This is a genomic window from Lentilitoribacter sp. JB5-8, from assembly GCF_055693385.1.
Window position 1 is genome coordinate 1,313,580 of the sequence record NZ_CM146332.1, and the last position, 14,809, is coordinate 1,328,388.

Consider the following 14,809-nt stretch of genomic DNA (forward strand, 5'->3'; position numbering starts at 1 on the left):
CTACAGAATTCGCATGATTTTGTCTTCACGTCAAATACTTTAATGTATACATTAATATAAAACTATGATTTCATACAGATAAATGCGAAAAATATGCCACGGAGTTGGAGGTAGAAATATAAATGTCTGATATTTGGGAAGTCTATGCGTTAAAATATGCGGACCGTAATTCAAGAACCCGTGCGGAAAGTTTTATCGATGATGACCATGCTGGCGAACCTCATGGCATGGATTATTTCGTTTGGGTTTTATCCAATAATGGCAGAAATATTGTCGTTGATACAGGCTATGATAATGCAGAAGCTGATCGCCGTTCGCGTCCCATTATCCGCAATCCTGCCAAAGCAATTGAAGCTTTAAGTCTCAATGCAGAAACGGTTGATACGGTGATCATCACCCATTTGCATTATGATCATGCGGGTGGCTTGGACCGCTATCCTAATGCAATCTTTCACTTACAAAGCGATGAGATGGCTTTTGCCACTGGGCCATGTATGTGTGATCAAACGCTTAAAGCACCTTTTACTGCGGATCATGTGTGTGAAATGGTGCGCCATGTCTATTCAGGGCGCGTTGTTTTTCACGATGGTTCGGCTGAAATTGCACCAGGTGTACGTGTTCATAATGTCGGAGGGCATTCAAACGGATTGCAGGTGGTGGAAGTTATGACCAAAACCGGGCCTTTATGTTTAGCCTCTGACGCGTCGCATTATTATGAAAATTTCATCGACAAAAAGCCATTTCCAATTGTCTATAATTTGGATGCAATGTTTGCAGGGTTTGACCGGATTGTCGAAATAGGCGGCTCAAACGATCGCGTGATCCCGGGGCATGATCCGCTGGTGACGCAAATGTACCCAGTCCATGGCACATCTGGTTTTGTCTGGCGCTTAGATGCAGGGAAATTAAAACCCTAACGCTTAGCTATGCCAGACCTTCGGCAGCGCATTTTTGCCATGTAAGACGTTAATGATAGGAATGAGAGATTTTCGTAGCTCATAACTTGTAGCCGCGCTCATGCGAATAACGAGTTTATGGGTGTTTTGGCCTGTTAAATGCCAGATGCTCGTGCCGATATTTACATCCTCAGATGTTTTAACCTTCTCAAACTTTGCTTCCGCTTGCGGGCCAATATACAATATAAATGCAGTAGCAAGGTCACCTGATGTCACTGTATCACGCTTTAAAATTTGATCCACATTGCCATCAATTTTTTGATTTTCCGCATGAATTAATTGCCCGTTTTGAAAAACACGCCACTGATCATGAAGCGATGCTGACGACACGATTTCATCCATTGCAGGGCGTCCAAACATGAGGGGCTCAACCATCAAAAATTCACTATTGTCGGATAAGTCGACATTGATGCTGCGTTTAAGTCGCGCTTGATCAAACAAAATCGTTTCTTGCGGTAGCCATGCAAAAGAGCCACCTTTGCCAACATTGATATTAACATCAATTAAAGCCGGCAAAGCGCGTGAAGCTTTATAAATCCGCTCACACGCCTGACTGGTAATGGTCAATTGCGCGTGGTCTTCAACACCAAATTTCCAGCTAAGGTGATCATTGTCGGTTAAACCGCCAGAGGTGTTGATCATCACAGCTTCAATAGGGTCTGTTTTGTCATGATTAGGCATGCGCAGCCGTGCGCATCCTTCTTGAAAAAGACGTTCTAACCTATTTTGATCACCTGAGCGTTTGACAAATAACTCTCCGTGACCACGGGCACGCTGCATACTGATGACATTGTCTGCCGTTGCGAGATGACTTGCATTCATTAATGTTTCACACCTTAGTTTAACAATATCTCATGTATCGCTTCGCTAAAGACTTCGCAATCCATTTGGTAAAAATAGCGGGGTTTCCATTTTTCAATGCATTAAAGTTTTAAAGAGGAAATAAATGCGTTCAGCCTCACAATTTTAATTTGCCGCATGATAGATCATCGTTTAAGAAGATATCCAACAAAGGCGAGGCTTTCATCCCTTTTATGCACCCGTAGCTCAGCTGGATAGAGCGCTGCCCTCCGAAGGCAGAGGTCGCAGATTCGAATTCTGCCGGGTGCGCCATTCTTTTCAATGACTTAGCCAATCTCAGCCACGGAAAATTGATGTTCCGCAATGTTATCCGCAACGATATCATTTCCAATTTGGTTCATAACAGCCACAGCACGGTGCTGATGGAGAGGCGAATGTTGTTTGTAAACTTTCAACAAAGTTTCTGCTGACGTGGCGAAATATTCGACAGCGTCCTCCAGCATCATGCCTTCCTGAAATGCCCATGTGACTGCCGTATGCTTCAGTGTATGACGTACTACATCATCAAGACCAGCGAGTTTACAAGCGTTGTTAAAGCCTGTCGTTACGTTCGAGACTGGATTACCCTTGTAATGGATGACCGACTCGTTTCCATCCTCTTGCCATAACTTTGCGATCTTAACCAAGTTGGAAGGCATGGAGATCGAACCCTTGCGTTTGCTTGATTCGGTGTCCGCATATCCTTTGAAGTGAATCATCTGCTTATCCATGTCGATCCAACCGTGATGAGGTGAACGTTTCCAACGTAAATCCAAGACAGCGTTCTTCCTTCTTCCAGTGAACAGCGAGAGTATAATGAAGCGATCAATATGGGGTGGAACGTGTTTGCGAAGTGCTGACACTTCCTCTCGTGTTAACCACCTCTCTAGAGGCTCTGGTTTCTCTGGCAACTCTGCTCTGGGAGTATTAACTAACCCCATGGCCTTGGTTGCGTGATTCAATGCGGTGTTCAGCACACCTAACTCACGGCGTATCGTTGAAGGACTTACTCCGCGTTGCCGTTCATATTCAGTGCAATTCGTAATTGTCACATCGTTCGGGGTCAGGTCACCCCAGAAGGGTGCGAGAGCTTCAATGGCATAGCCTGTGCGTTCAGGGGCTTTCTGTTTGGGACCTTTAGCATCGGCGTAGGCGTCAAGAATTATTCCAAGCTTTACTGTACTTGGGTCAACATCCCTCTGAAATGTTTTACTCTTTTCATTTAAGTATTCGCGGAGAGCCTCTTCAGCTTCATCGCGCTGTTCAAGGCGATATCCCGTCCGTTGTTGGGTGCCGTTGTGGAGGATGACCCAAACGTCGTCGTCTTTCCGGTACCACAGCCGTGCTGGCTTCTGTCGTCTCGGCAATTTAGATACTCCTCTATTGCTGCCTTGGTAATTAAGAACTTATTGCCAACTCGTTTCGCATGAAGTTCACCGTTGTGAATTAATCGATAGATTGCAGATTTTGGAACAGAATGATGTAGCAGTCGGGCTACTTCATCCACTGTGTAAATCTCAAATGGATTTTGATTTGAAGAACATACTTCCGGGCGATAACCAGCCGTGGGACAACGTGAATTTTCAACGTAAGTGGGAGGCGGTAGACGGATTTGCTGTGGAGGGAAACTCGAAGATAAATCATAAGAGCTTGTAGGCTCTTTAGAGTTCACGGTGATATTCATAGGCAGATTCCTGCTCAAAACTGTTGCAATTTATTGCTTTGGTTCTGAACGGGACTCCCCGATCCTCGTAACTGCCAACTCTCCGCTGACCCGATTGACGTGGATATGGGTATCCAAAATGAAATTTCAATATTTTTCCTGAAAATTTATTCGGCCATTGCCTCAACGATGTCCTCGTACTCCGAAACATCGACATCATCAGAGCTTAGTCCGTTCTCCTCCAACCGCTTAGTCTCTTTCCGGTAAAGAATAACACAGAGATCAGCACGTTTTTTTGAAGAAAGCGATATGTTTAGCCGAGTGAGGAACTCATCCACTTGCAGAATGATTGCATGCATGATGTCCAAGTTAAGCTCTCCCGTCTGGTGGGGAGCTAAGTAAAGCTCTTGGGGTTTGACCTCCAAGATGTCCGCGATTTGCTGCATCCGTGCTTGCGTCATTGATGAGCGGCCATTTTCTAATCTTGATAACTGAGTTATCGTTATGCCCAACATCTCCGCAAATGCTGCTTGGCTGAGGCCACGCTCTTTGCGCTTCTGAGCTATTGAATTTGGTACCTTGGTTGTCATGGCAACACGCCTGCATCATTGATTCATAATCCCCCTATTATGCTGATAAATGGAATCGCCGGTAGTCACGCTTTATAACAATATTGACATATTATTACAATAATGATATAGATTGACCATAAAACTTTACAAATCGTTTTAACTTAACATCGATCTTCAGCACGGGAGGGTGAATGCACATTCGTCTTAAAGATATTTTACGTCCAGTAATGACTACCATCGGTATAATCTTATCAGCAACCATGGTCATGGCATCTGACCTGTCACCATCTGATCAGGCATATGAGCATTACGTTTGCGATGCTTATGAACAGTATGGTGATGATGATATTGCCGTGAAGGCTAGATGCTCCAAGCTTACCGATGATGGTTTTGATCTTGGTGCATGGGAGGCTGCCAACAAAGGTCAATCCATCAAGCTTCAACAAGAGGCATTCTCGATATTCTTCTGACAATTTCAAATTGGGTGAGGTTCATACGACGTTCCATAACCCAAGATGACAGGTGCGGCTACAACGATGGTCGCACCTGTTTGTATTCTGACAGCGGTGATGATGAGGAGATTGATATGCAGAGACGATATTACAACGTGAAGCTCAAACAGGGTCTGAATGAGAAGTGGGTAAAGATTTCTGCAAAGTCTTACGCGAATGCATCATATGAAGCTGAGTCTCAGCATCGCGGTTGGAAGGCTATAGATGTACAAGACGGATAGTTCGTGACAAACAAAACCAACAATAAAAAAGTTCGTCACGAACTAAAAAGACGAATCCCGTAATTCTGGGATTCGTCTTCATGGAAACAGAAAAAACATAAAACTGACACTTAGTCTAAATCTTCAAACACTTCCTCCTCTGCACGATCATCCCAATAATCGCGAACTGCATCGGACAGGATGCGTCCGATAAATCGACCTTCTTCTTCCCTTAACTGGCTGAGCATATCGACAACCTCTTCATCGACTGCTCGAACTGTTATTCGCTTCTTCAACATCATCGTCCCCCACATTGCTGAACCCCATTCCTGACAACAGTATTTAGGGTCAGAACGGTTCAACGACGTACCTTTGTCTGATGATAGTCGCCACTGTTCCGTTTGCCGATTTGACTTCGAGCACTCCCGATCTAGCTCTCTAAATAGATGAACCATCGTCATCCTAGTGTCTGACAGTGCGGTGGTGTTTGGAGCAGAGCAAATGGATATTGATCAGGAACTGAGACAGAAGCTTAATCTTGCACTGTGCAGCGATAGCAGTCCAAGGAAGCGTTGGGCTACCCGCATCATTGCAGATCATTTGCCAGAGCTTGAAGAAGAAAATGAACGAAGACGAGCCTGTTGCTTTCATCGCCCATGCAATCGTCCTGAGTGTGATAATTGCGGCGGTGGCATAGCCTATAGGGCCAATACGAAGAATGATTACATTTACAGCCAGAGAGCCGATAAGAAGCAATCCTATGGTAAATCCAAGAACTATCGTTCAGTGGCAGGAAGATGGCTCACAGAGCCATTCTGGGGCTTTCCTGAACATCAATGCCATATGTTTACCATAGACCTGTCTGTTGAACGTCGTGACATGGATGGAATTGAAGTCATCAGGCGCGAACGGCCAAAGTTCCAATCCATGATCAAAAGAGAAATACCAGATGCCGTAGTGCGGATGATCTGTGATATTTCGGTCTGTGATGCCAACAAGCAATTCCAGTTCATGCCTGATGATAGTATCCATCCATCTTTTCTGGCCGGTGATCGAATGGATCAGGTTGCCATGAACTTTCATGGCCATGGTCGTATCTGGCATCCATGCCTGACACAGTATCAGATTGCCAAGAGGATGAGAGATTTCTATCCCGGTAAACATCGTGTGTGCTTTAGCCCTCCAAAGCCACTCATCGAAACATCCGATGGATATCTCTCAGGCGGTGTACAGGGCTGGTGCGAATATGCAGGACTTGAGAAGTCTGAAGCCAAGCTTTCATTTAATGATCCAGACAATGACAATGTTGCTGCTGTTCGGGATATGCTTCTGATCAGACATTCATGGCCAAGGCGTGCCCGTAAGATTACCTATGGTGATAAAGCAGCCAGAGTGAAGGAGCTTCAGCTTCTATCATCGACCTCTGTTGCTTCCTGTGAGAGTTCTGAACTCCCTTCCATTGTGTCGATCAGTGAAAGTGGTGGTGACTTCTATGGCTCTTCTCTCGAGTATATTCCTTCTATAACTAGTCCAGCACCCACATTCACCCATTAGCCCAGAATTCTGGGGTTTATGGCATAACTGAGGGCAAAACTTCGTCGGCAGGGTACAATTATCTGCTAGTAGAAAACAGGCTGCTAATACGCCCTGAGCAGGCATCAGGACATATTCAATGCCCAGCAGCAGTGGTGCCATTCGGAGGCAAGTGACAACACAGATATTGATAGCCAAATTTCGGTATCAACAACTGCTACACGGACTTTTGAGATATTTGCGTAAACGGCAATTTCAGCACTTTGTAGACATTCGAAATGTATCTGCGTGATGGCTCTGACATGTTATACTGGCTGTATTCTGAAGCCATACAACAACTATAGATTTTATTTTGGGTTTGATGCATACTGGCAATCTCGGTTACAATACGACTGAGATTGCACCGGAGGTTTCATGGCGAAGTATTCTAACCCGATCTTGTTTTCATCACATTTTGGCATTGATCCCAACGAGTTGGACAAGGCAAACTTACTTGATCCATTTCTTAATGTGGACTTGGAACTTTTTGTCGATCCAGTCTTGCTCGAAAAGTGTTCCTACGAAGAAATTTCGAAGGGTGCAGTCGAAGACTTTCGAAAACACTTTAACAACGTCATTCGGCTCTTAGCTATAGCAGAGAAAGAAGGTGATGTTGCATGGAAAGGTGCAGAAGAACTTTTGAACCTAAAAGAACCTCCGGAGAACGGATTGGGCTATGGTGGCTCAAGCAGGTCGGGCAGCTCCCGATCTGACGAGATCAAGCAGTCAATTCTCAGAACTACATCTGAGATCATTAGGTTAGGCGCAAAAGACCCAGACATGATCTCTCTTATGGGTTTCTTCGAGGAAGGAGTGGGCCCAGACACCATTAGCGATTTTACTACACGGGTCATTTTTTTGAGGCTTGCAGCAATTACCAAGAACTTTTGTGAGCGCATGAAGGTGACTACGCAGGGAATTGGCGAAAACAACGAAACAGAACTACCGGTTTACGATGATGGGAGTGGTAAAGTCAGGCCATTCTTATTAATTCCAAAAGACATTGTTCGAGATTTACCTATCGCAAATGATTGGTCGGATGTTCAAGCCGCCGCCATGTTGAACGACCAAATTCGGACGCGAGTCAGTCAGATGCTTGCGGGGATCGCAACACCGACTGTCACGGAATACAAAGAGGCCTTGCGGAGTGCGGCACTAAGTTCTTCTGATGCTTTCAACCACTTTCTTGCATCTGTTATGACAAATGCCAAAGCATACGATGCTGAAGAAGATATACTGGGTTATTTCCGCTTGCGACAATTGATGTTGCAAGACAAAACAAGATTCGAAGAGAAATCAAACGTGGATTTGACTAAAGGTCCTGAGGCAATCCGAGATGTCGTACTAGAGGCGATTGGAATGTTCAAAAAGCATGTTGAAGTTGGTGACCTATGGAAGGAACTCTGGTCGGGTGATAAGCCCAAACTGGAGCGGGCTTCACAGATCATTTTCCAACTCGCCGCCGATGCTTTTTGCAAGGCTAACAATATTGATATGTCACCAGAAGCAAATATGGGAGGCGGACCCGTCGACTTCAAATTCTCGTCCGGTTATAAGGCGAACGTGCTAGTAGAATTAAAGAGAGATACCGGCAAAGTTAAGCATGGTTACGAGGTTCAACTTGAGCACTACAAAGAAGCTAACAATAGCTTTTTTGGTATCTTCGTCGTCATTGACTACGGAAAGCTAGGAAGCAAACTCGAAACAATCCAAAAAATCAGAAATAAGCGGATTGCTTTAGGTCAACGAGCGTCCGATATCATCGTTATTGATGCGACGCCAAAAGAATCAGCTAGCAAGAAACTTATATAGCTCAAGATACTGCAGGCTCGCATACCGGTTTCGTTTTCGATAAGCGGCTTGCTTACATCGATCCGAATAGAGCCGGCGATCAGACCGACCATCAACTGGATCGATTGGTGTAGAACAATACTCACAGGCCATAACGGAAATAGATGCCATAATACGTTACGGATAATATAATATTCTATCTCTGTCGATTAAAACTTTCCCAAAGATATTGATCAATTAATCTTTACATCATGACCCAAAAATATAAAGAAAATATATGCAGAAAATTGGGCCACTTATCAGGGCAGTTAGGGCTGATCTTGGAAATACCCAAGAGGATATATCACATTGCCAACACTGATCAGGTGTGAATTGGGTCTTGCAACATAATCGATCAACTGCCGAATGCCTCTTTAATGGCTTCAGTCACAAGCTTAACTGGGATATTTATGGCATCTAGCTGTTTTGTGAATGGACCCTTTGCCCACGCATAGAGATTGATGTTCTTTGATCCTTGACGTTGCAGCCAATCCAGAAGTTCATGATCGAAACGATCTACCAGAACAATGATAACATCACTGGCCTCGCTTACGTTCCAAGGTTGATCATCGTCGTACGCAGTTAATGGTAACCCATGCAATGTTTGCAAGAAACACCATGCCACAGAGGGCGTTAAGTCATATTCGATGTTATCAGTCTTGATCTGTGTGGTTCGCAGATATGTAAACCCAGCGGACAGCTTGGCATATTTGCGAATGTTTGAGCTGTTCAGCAAACGAATGCGTTCGGCTGTAACATCACGACATAAGTTCTTATGTGGTTCGGACGCCGTTGCCTCCGTGGAAGACACCATGATGAACCTTCGATTGCCACCATCTTCGAAATTGAGTTTCATAACAGCATGTGCCGTTGTTGCTGAACCTGCAAAGAAGTCCAGTACCAGATCATTATCAGAAGTGGATTGACGTAGGAGTTCTTGGATCAAGGAAACAGGCTTTGCATAGTTGAAGACTTTGGAGCCAAATATCCGAGTAATATCCTGTGATCCTTCCGTATAAGAACCCGCCCTGATTTGGTTGGCATCGTCATCATCGATTTCAGTTTCAAATAACCCCGATATCCAACTCGATAATGGCTTTGTCGGTCGTTTGAGTTCGCTCTTAAAGAGCTTTCTGGTGGGTGTGCCATATCCAATCCTCTTACCCACCCAGAATGATAGGTCTGGGAGATCATGGCGTAATATCGGCGCACCGTGACTGAGCGGAACTTGCCTTTGATCAATGGCAGTCTTTAGCTCGGCCAATGTGTTAAAACATTCAACCCTCTGCTCTATTGGGAACTTGATGCGACCCTGTTCAATGAAGTCTTCCATGGGCTGAGTTTGAATATGCTGATCATCTGTAATCTGCTTCTTCGTTGCAAATCTCCAAACTGAATCTGGATTACAGGGGTAGTAAATGTCTGTCTTTGGGTCATGTACCGGATAATAGAGATTAGGACGCTCATGTCGCGAATATCCGAGCCTGATGGGGACAGGTTGCCAATCGCCTCTTCGGTCATTGTCAGGGTTGGAATAGTTTGCATAACTTCGTTCCACGCCCTTAAATGCAAAACCCTTCTTCGCAGCGATGAGAATATGTTCGTGGTCTGAACTGAGATATCCATCCTGACCAGCATTTGAGCCATTACGGGTTCGCCAGACAAGACTACTGATACGCATCTTGGGAAGTGTTTCATGCATCAACAATTCCAGCATAGCTCGGCTTTCATCATTGATTGAAACCAAGATCACACCATCGTCAGTCAGAAGATCACGGGCTAGTTCAAAACGCTTATATAAAAACTCCAACCATGCTGATTGTCGAAATCGGTCATTGGCATTGGTATACCGATCATTATAGGCCCATTCGGTGTTACCAGTGTTATAGGGTGGATCGATATAGATACACTTCACTTGATTACTATGGGTTGCTCTGAGCCATCGTAATGCGTCGTAGTTATCACCTTCTATCACGAGGTTGTTCCAAGGCTCGGTTGGGCAGGATAACTCGACATCGATGTCCGCCATTACTAGCTCACGGTTTGCTGGTTGGCCTTCATTCTTGTTGCCCTGTTCCCAAACTAATCCCAGCTTCTTCCCTTGGTCTTGTTGCTCAAGGAGTGCGATTAACTCAGCTTTACTTAATCGATCATACTTGTCCTGTTTAGGATCATTTTCTTGTTCGATATCATCTGCAACCAGTCTAACATCGTCTGGCTCGATCTCATCATGAATGGGGTGAGCACTATCGCTGACCAATCGATGATATTCTTCTGTGATCTCTCGCCGTTTGTTCAAGGCAGCAGCAGCGGCAGTCTTTAAAGCTATGGACCGATCAGAAGTTCCAAGAGAAACCCAATATTCCTTCCGCCTCAAGGCGTCTTGCATCAAAGCTGGAACCTGCACACGAACGTACCAACGATTGCCTCTGAGGAAGAGTTTAGGGACTGCTACAGTAATACTCATATCAGAGTTTTAATTAAAGAACTGTAGCAGATAAATCTATAATGAACTATTTCGCTCCACAAGGGCATTAAAGCGAGTGTCCAGCGATCAATTTGGGTTCAATCGTGATATCGTCGCCGGCGAAACTCTGAAGTCCTTGGCAATCTGCCTGCAAGATTCACCATTGGCAAGTCGGTCCCGAACCACCTGTTGCTGATCTGGAGATAGGATTGGCTTTCGTCCGAACTTCACGTTCTTGCTTTTGGCTATCTCTCTACCTTCAGCAGCACGTCTAACGATCCTAATTCTTTCGTCCTCGCTCAGCGCAGACATGAATGCGAGGATGCCCTTCCCCATAGGTGTAGTGAGATCAAGGAACGGCTTGTCGAGCACCTTGACTAGTGCACCACGGTCAGCAACTCTTTGCATGATGTTCAAACCATCCTGCATGCTTCTTGTTGCTCGATCCCATTCTGCGACGACAAGGATGTCATCCGTTCCAAGGGCGTCGATTGCTTTGTCTAGCTGCGGTCGTCCCTTGAGTGATTTACCAGACGCTTTCTCACGATAAATTTTGTCACAGCCTTCAGAGCGAAGTGCTGCAACCTGACGATCCAAATTCTGTGTGCTTGTGCTGACGCGACAGTAACCGATTCTCATGACCTATTATAACGGGTCCGGAATAATATGTAAATTCCGGTCATAAATGCGCCGTTTAGAAGCGTTGAAACTTTTCTTTCACGCGGCCCTTTCCTTTTGCCTTTCGCGAACTAGGTTTCAATTATGAGGCGGTTGAAACTGCCTAATTTAAATTAAAGGAGGCCATAAATGGCTAAAAAAACTGAACAGATAATGGTGGAATTGTACGAGCAGATGATGGAAAGACGTGAAGCGCAGTCCGACTATGAACAACTTGCAGCAGACATCCGTCGTAAGAAAGATGACTACAGCATGATCGAGCACGATTACCATGGAGTAGTCGATATCAACCAACCCTCAACGGTACCATTTCGTTGGGAAAAGGAAGATGTCGGCAAAGAGATGGTGATCTTTGATCCGTGGGGGCAATTCGGCGAACAGCGTGTTGTTGAACTCACACTAACCTGCTGCGATGATGAGACCATCGAGTTCCAGATCGATAAAGTTACCTTGATCGACATCAGTCGAGATGATGAGTTCAAGATCATTGATCAGGATGAATTCCAATCAGGTGGCATCGTACGGCTTAAACGTGATGAGATCATCACCGGTGAGCAACTGGGTCAGATGAGTGAATTCGTCTATGGTCCCTATGGGGCACCTGACTACAAGGAATTTAGTCTCTATGCACTCGTACAGTACTGGGCGCACCACCATGTGTTGGTTCGGAACCTGCATCATGCAGCAGAGCGTCGTGCCCTTGCAATGGCTCATCTTGAAGCTGCCAATGCCAAAGAAAATCGCGTTTAGTTCTGAAACGTAAATATGAAACATTGCGAAGCCCAGTTCTCTGGGCTTCTGCAAACTGTTTCAAATGTCATGAGTTTTGCTAACTCGCCCGTTTGACCATTCCAAACAAGTCACGAGGATCATCAGGGTCAGCTAACATATCCAGCGGAAGATAGTGGCCTGTTCGATCAAGCTGGTCGCGGATGTAACGCAATGCGGAGAAATCTTCTGTTGCAAAGCCGACACTGTCAAACAGCGTGATGTCATTGCTTGATTGGCGACCAATAGCTTCACCTGTCATGACCTGCCAAATCTCGGTGACTTTGTGATCATCATCGAGTTGTTGGATTTCACCCTCAATCCTTGTTTGAGGTGGATATTCCACAAATATATTGGAGCGTAGCAGGATATCTTTATGAAGCTCTGTCTTGCCCGGACAGTCGCCACCAATTGCATTGATGTGAACACCAGAGCCAATCATATTGTCTGTTAAGATTGTCGCATATTGCTTATCAGCGGTACATGTTGTGATGACTTGAGCACCATTCACAGCTTCCTGTGATGAAGAACAGGAAATAACCTTCAGACCTGAATTTTCAAGATTTCGTGCAGCCTTCTTGATGGCTGCTGGATCAGTGTCAAAAAGCTTGACCGTATCGATACCTACGATCTCTTTAAATGCCAATGCCTGAAACTCACATTGGGCACCATTGCCAATCATAGCCATGATCTTGGAATGTTCAGGTGCGAGATATTTTGCAACAATAGCCGATGTAGCCGCAGTCCGAAGGGCTGTCAGGATCGTCATTTCTGACAGCAACACAGGGTAACCATTATCAACCTGTGCAAGCACCCCGAACGCCGTAACTGTCTGAAAGCCTCTGGCCATATTAGCCGGATGACCATTGACATATTTGAACCCATAAATGTTACCATCAGATGTTGGCATGAGTTCAATCACACCTTCATCAGAATGGGCAGCAACACGTGGTGTTTTATCAAATTGGTCCCAACGCTTAAAATCAGCTTCGATATAACTTCCCATTTCAGCAATGACTTTTTCCAGACCGATATCATTGATGATATTCATCATATTATCAACGCTAACAAAGGGCACAAAGGCCAGTTTCGAGGGAGCTGGTTTATGCATGTTCATAATGTTCAAATCCTTATAAATATGATAGCTTAAGATCGATCTGAGGTCGCTGGAGCGACTAATCCGTTTGGTTTCCAGAGCAACACACCGATAACAAAAGCCAAGACGATTGCTTCTCTGTAGGGTGAAAGTGAATCTGGAAGATAGGCTTGCGTCAGGACCTCTAAGGCACCAACAACGAACCCGCCTACAACAGCCCCCCCAAGCTGCCCAAACCTCCCAGAACAGTCGCAATGAATGCCTTAATGACCGGAAAAAAACCCATCAATGGGTCAACTGAACCTCGCTGTGCTGTCCATATGATAGCGGCAGCTCCGGCCAACATTCCAGAAATTGCGAAGGAAACTGCAACCACACGATTTGCTTTAATGCCCAAAAGCCTCAGCATTTCGATGTCTTCTGCTGCTGCCCGCATGGCAAGACCAACAGAGGTTCGCTTTAAAATAAGTGTCAATCCAGTCAGGGCTAATAATGTGATCACAACAGATGCCGTTGGAATAACGCCGATAGAAATAGTTCCAAGCTGATAAGTTCCAGACCACGAAGATGGGAGACTAATAGGCACTGGTCTAGCCGAGATACCATTTTGGAAAAAGACTTTCAAAATCTCCGAAACTGCGAAGCTAGTTACAAGCAGAGATACAACATTTGCGCCTCGCATTGCACGGAACGCTGTTCTCTCCATTGCCAACGCTATGAAGATAGATGCTGCAAGACCAACAACAAGAGCCACCACAACTGGCACTCCAAAAGCGAGTGACAGAAATATCCCATATCCGCCAAAAGTCATGATCTCGCCATGGGCAAAGTTAATCAGTCTGACGATAGAAAATACGATCGCAAGACCAAGAGCCAGCATGGCATAAACGCCACCCAGACTAATTGCATTTATAAGTTGCTGTAAAAATAATTCCATTTCAAACCGCCAAATATGCCGCGTGGAGCATGTTGTTATTCTTCAACTGATCAGGAGAACCAGTAGCGGCAACTTTCCCATTCGCAAGAATTACCGCATGATCTGCAACTTCCAGCGCAAGTGCTGCGTTTTGCTCAACAAGCAGAACAGAAATGTCTTCGTCCCGAATTTCTTCAATGATATCGAAAATCTGATCGACCATTCGCGGAGCCAAGCCCAGTGACGGTTCGTCCATCAAAAGAAGTTTCGGGAAACTCATCAATGCTCTGGCAACCGCTAACATTTGTTGCTCCCCGCCAGACATAAGACCAGCAAGCTGTTTTCGACGTTCCCCTAAAATTGGAAAACGCTCCATCATTTCTTGCCTGCGGTTCTCCAACAGTTTGGTCTTTCCTAAGATTGACCCAGCCAGACTTAAATTTTCTTCCACGGTAAGAGAGGCAAAAACTCTACGTCCCTCAGGTGAGATGGATACACCAGCTCGCACGATTTCATCTTCGTGCGAACCTGTTAAATCTTGTCCAAAAATTGAAACGACACCTCCAGCAATCTGACGAGCACCTGCGATTGCCATCATGGTCGTGGTCTTACCAGCTCCATTTGCACCAAGTAGCGCGGTTACACCACCAGATTTCACAGATAAGCTCACGCCTTGTACTGCTTTAATCGGTCCGTAGTTCACAGATAGGTCTGTTACTTTAAGTGCCGTTTCCATGGG

Annotated in this window: 15 protein-coding genes, 1 tRNA gene and 1 pseudogene; 7 read left to right on the forward strand and 10 right to left on the reverse strand. The window is 45.2% G+C overall.

What is annotated here, in order from left to right; translation table 11 throughout:
- Positions 1 to 122: 122 nt before the first annotated feature.
- On the forward strand, positions 123 to 917 hold the full coding sequence (locus tag ACZ1GZ_RS06235) for an N-acyl homoserine lactonase family protein (protein ID WP_472667611.1): 795 nt from the start codon (positions 123 to 125) through the stop codon (positions 915 to 917).
- Between the two features lie 3 nt (positions 918 to 920).
- Here the strand turns inward: ACZ1GZ_RS06235 and ACZ1GZ_RS06240 are convergent, their stop codons facing one another.
- Positions 921 to 1,778 (reverse strand): urease accessory protein UreD, encoded by an 858-nt coding sequence (locus ACZ1GZ_RS06240; RefSeq protein ID WP_472667612.1) that lies wholly within the window; start codon positions 1,776 to 1,778, stop codon positions 921 to 923.
- 214 nt (positions 1,779 to 1,992) lie between these two features.
- Here ACZ1GZ_RS06240 and ACZ1GZ_RS06245 point away from each other — a divergent pair.
- Positions 1,993 to 2,069: transfer RNA gene (locus tag ACZ1GZ_RS06245), tRNA-Arg, on the forward strand.
- 14 nt (positions 2,070 to 2,083) lie between these two features.
- Here ACZ1GZ_RS06245 and ACZ1GZ_RS06250 read toward each other — a convergent pair.
- The 3 genes and pseudogenes from ACZ1GZ_RS06250 to ACZ1GZ_RS06260 form a co-directional block, all read right to left on the reverse strand.
- Positions 2,084 to 3,163 carry a tyrosine-type recombinase/integrase gene (locus ACZ1GZ_RS06250; protein WP_472667613.1) on the reverse strand — a complete coding sequence of 360 codons (1,080 nt, stop codon included), beginning with the start codon at positions 3,161 to 3,163 and terminating at the stop codon, positions 2,084 to 2,086.
- A 14-nt stretch (positions 3,164 to 3,177) separates the two neighbouring features.
- Positions 3,178 to 3,480: pseudogene (locus ACZ1GZ_RS06255) on the reverse strand (excisionase family DNA-binding protein); the annotation flags it as partial.
- Positions 3,481 to 3,626: 146 nt separating this feature from the next.
- Positions 3,627 to 4,049 (reverse strand): helix-turn-helix transcriptional regulator, encoded by a 423-nt coding sequence (locus ACZ1GZ_RS06260; RefSeq protein ID WP_472667614.1) that lies wholly within the window; start codon positions 4,047 to 4,049, stop codon positions 3,627 to 3,629.
- 173 nt (positions 4,050 to 4,222) lie between these two features.
- Between ACZ1GZ_RS06260 and ACZ1GZ_RS06265 the strand changes: the two genes are divergently transcribed.
- Positions 4,223 to 4,501 (forward strand): hypothetical protein, encoded by a 279-nt coding sequence (locus ACZ1GZ_RS06265; RefSeq protein WP_472667615.1) that lies wholly within the window; start codon positions 4,223 to 4,225, stop codon positions 4,499 to 4,501.
- Between the two features lie 116 nt (positions 4,502 to 4,617).
- Positions 4,618 to 4,764 (forward strand): hypothetical protein, encoded by a 147-nt coding sequence (locus ACZ1GZ_RS06270; protein ID WP_472667616.1) that lies wholly within the window; start codon positions 4,618 to 4,620, stop codon positions 4,762 to 4,764.
- Between the two features lie 110 nt (positions 4,765 to 4,874).
- On the opposite strand, the gene ACZ1GZ_RS06275 is transcribed toward ACZ1GZ_RS06270, so the two are convergent.
- Positions 4,875 to 5,042, reverse strand: a complete 168-nt coding sequence (locus ACZ1GZ_RS06275) for a hypothetical protein (RefSeq protein ID WP_472667617.1) — start codon at positions 5,040 to 5,042, stop codon at positions 4,875 to 4,877.
- Positions 5,043 to 5,529: 487 nt separating this feature from the next.
- On the opposite strand from ACZ1GZ_RS06275, the gene ACZ1GZ_RS06280 reads away from it, so the two are divergent.
- Complete coding sequence (locus ACZ1GZ_RS06280; protein WP_472667618.1) at positions 5,530 to 6,297, forward strand: hypothetical protein; 768 nt, start codon at positions 5,530 to 5,532, stop codon at positions 6,295 to 6,297.
- 393 nt (positions 6,298 to 6,690) lie between these two features.
- Positions 6,691 to 8,127 (forward strand): chromosomal replication initiator DnaA, encoded by a 1,437-nt coding sequence (locus ACZ1GZ_RS06285; RefSeq protein ID WP_472667619.1) that lies wholly within the window; start codon positions 6,691 to 6,693, stop codon positions 8,125 to 8,127.
- A gap of 373 nt (positions 8,128 to 8,500) precedes the next feature.
- On the opposite strand, the gene ACZ1GZ_RS06290 is transcribed toward ACZ1GZ_RS06285, so the two are convergent.
- Both ACZ1GZ_RS06290 and ACZ1GZ_RS06295 read right to left on the reverse strand, forming a co-directional pair.
- Positions 8,501 to 10,612 carry a DNA methyltransferase gene (locus ACZ1GZ_RS06290; protein ID WP_472667620.1) on the reverse strand — a complete coding sequence of 704 codons (2,112 nt, stop codon included), beginning with the start codon at positions 10,610 to 10,612 and terminating at the stop codon, positions 8,501 to 8,503.
- A gap of 87 nt (positions 10,613 to 10,699) precedes the next feature.
- Positions 10,700 to 11,251: a recombinase family protein gene (locus ACZ1GZ_RS06295; RefSeq protein ID WP_472667621.1), complete on the reverse strand. Its 552-nt coding sequence runs from the start codon at positions 11,249 to 11,251 to the stop codon at positions 10,700 to 10,702.
- A 216-nt stretch (positions 11,252 to 11,467) separates the two neighbouring features.
- On the opposite strand from ACZ1GZ_RS06295, the gene ACZ1GZ_RS06300 reads away from it, so the two are divergent.
- Positions 11,468 to 12,040: a hypothetical protein gene (locus ACZ1GZ_RS06300; RefSeq protein WP_472667622.1), complete on the forward strand. Its 573-nt coding sequence runs from the start codon at positions 11,468 to 11,470 to the stop codon at positions 12,038 to 12,040.
- A gap of 79 nt (positions 12,041 to 12,119) precedes the next feature.
- Here ACZ1GZ_RS06300 and ACZ1GZ_RS06305 read toward each other — a convergent pair whose 3' ends face one another.
- The 3 genes from ACZ1GZ_RS06305 to ACZ1GZ_RS06315 all read right to left on the reverse strand — a co-directional run bounded on the left by ACZ1GZ_RS06305 (position 12,120) and on the right by ACZ1GZ_RS06315 (position 14,806).
- Complete coding sequence (locus ACZ1GZ_RS06305) at positions 12,120 to 13,169, reverse strand: ornithine cyclodeaminase (protein ID WP_472668245.1); 1,050 nt, start codon at positions 13,167 to 13,169, stop codon at positions 12,120 to 12,122.
- 193 nt (positions 13,170 to 13,362) lie between these two features.
- The gene (locus ACZ1GZ_RS06310; protein WP_472667623.1) at positions 13,363 to 14,091 is read right to left on the reverse strand and encodes a branched-chain amino acid ABC transporter permease; all 729 of its coding nucleotides are present in this window, start codon (positions 14,089 to 14,091) and stop codon (positions 13,363 to 13,365) included.
- A gap of 1 nt (position 14,092) precedes the next feature.
- On the reverse strand, positions 14,093 to 14,806 hold the full coding sequence (locus tag ACZ1GZ_RS06315) for an ABC transporter ATP-binding protein (RefSeq protein WP_472667624.1): 714 nt from the start codon (positions 14,804 to 14,806) through the stop codon (positions 14,093 to 14,095).
- Positions 14,807 to 14,809: the final 3 nt, after the last annotated feature.

Bases quoted from the DNA above. Each gene is read 5' to 3' on its own strand.
- ACZ1GZ_RS06235 (WP_472667611.1), top strand. From the start codon at position 123: ATGTCTGATATTTGGGAAGTCTATGCGTTAAAATATGCGGACCGTAAT.
- ACZ1GZ_RS06240 (WP_472667612.1), bottom strand. From the start codon at position 1,778: ATGAATGCAAGTCATCTCGCAACGGCAGACAATGTCATCAGTATGCAG.
- ACZ1GZ_RS06260 (WP_472667614.1), bottom strand. From the start codon at position 4,049: ATGACAACCAAGGTACCAAATTCAATAGCTCAGAAGCGCAAAGAGCGT.
- ACZ1GZ_RS06265 (WP_472667615.1), top strand. From the start codon at position 4,223: ATGCACATTCGTCTTAAAGATATTTTACGTCCAGTAATGACTACCATC.
- ACZ1GZ_RS06270 (WP_472667616.1), top strand. From the start codon at position 4,618: ATGCAGAGACGATATTACAACGTGAAGCTCAAACAGGGTCTGAATGAG.
- ACZ1GZ_RS06275 (WP_472667617.1), bottom strand. From the start codon at position 5,042: ATGTTGAAGAAGCGAATAACAGTTCGAGCAGTCGATGAAGAGGTTGTC.
- ACZ1GZ_RS06285 (WP_472667619.1), top strand. From the start codon at position 6,691: ATGGCGAAGTATTCTAACCCGATCTTGTTTTCATCACATTTTGGCATT.
- ACZ1GZ_RS06290 (WP_472667620.1), bottom strand. From the start codon at position 10,612: ATGAGTATTACTGTAGCAGTCCCTAAACTCTTCCTCAGAGGCAATCGT.
- ACZ1GZ_RS06295 (WP_472667621.1), bottom strand. From the start codon at position 11,251: ATGAGAATCGGTTACTGTCGCGTCAGCACAAGCACACAGAATTTGGAT.
- ACZ1GZ_RS06300 (WP_472667622.1), top strand. From the start codon at position 11,468: ATGGAAAGACGTGAAGCGCAGTCCGACTATGAACAACTTGCAGCAGAC.
- ACZ1GZ_RS06305 (WP_472668245.1), bottom strand. From the start codon at position 13,169: ATGCATAAACCAGCTCCCTCGAAACTGGCCTTTGTGCCCTTTGTTAGC.
- ACZ1GZ_RS06310 (WP_472667623.1), bottom strand. From the start codon at position 14,091: ATGGAATTATTTTTACAGCAACTTATAAATGCAATTAGTCTGGGTGGC.
- ACZ1GZ_RS06315 (WP_472667624.1), bottom strand. From the start codon at position 14,806: ATGGAAACGGCACTTAAAGTAACAGACCTATCTGTGAACTACGGACCG.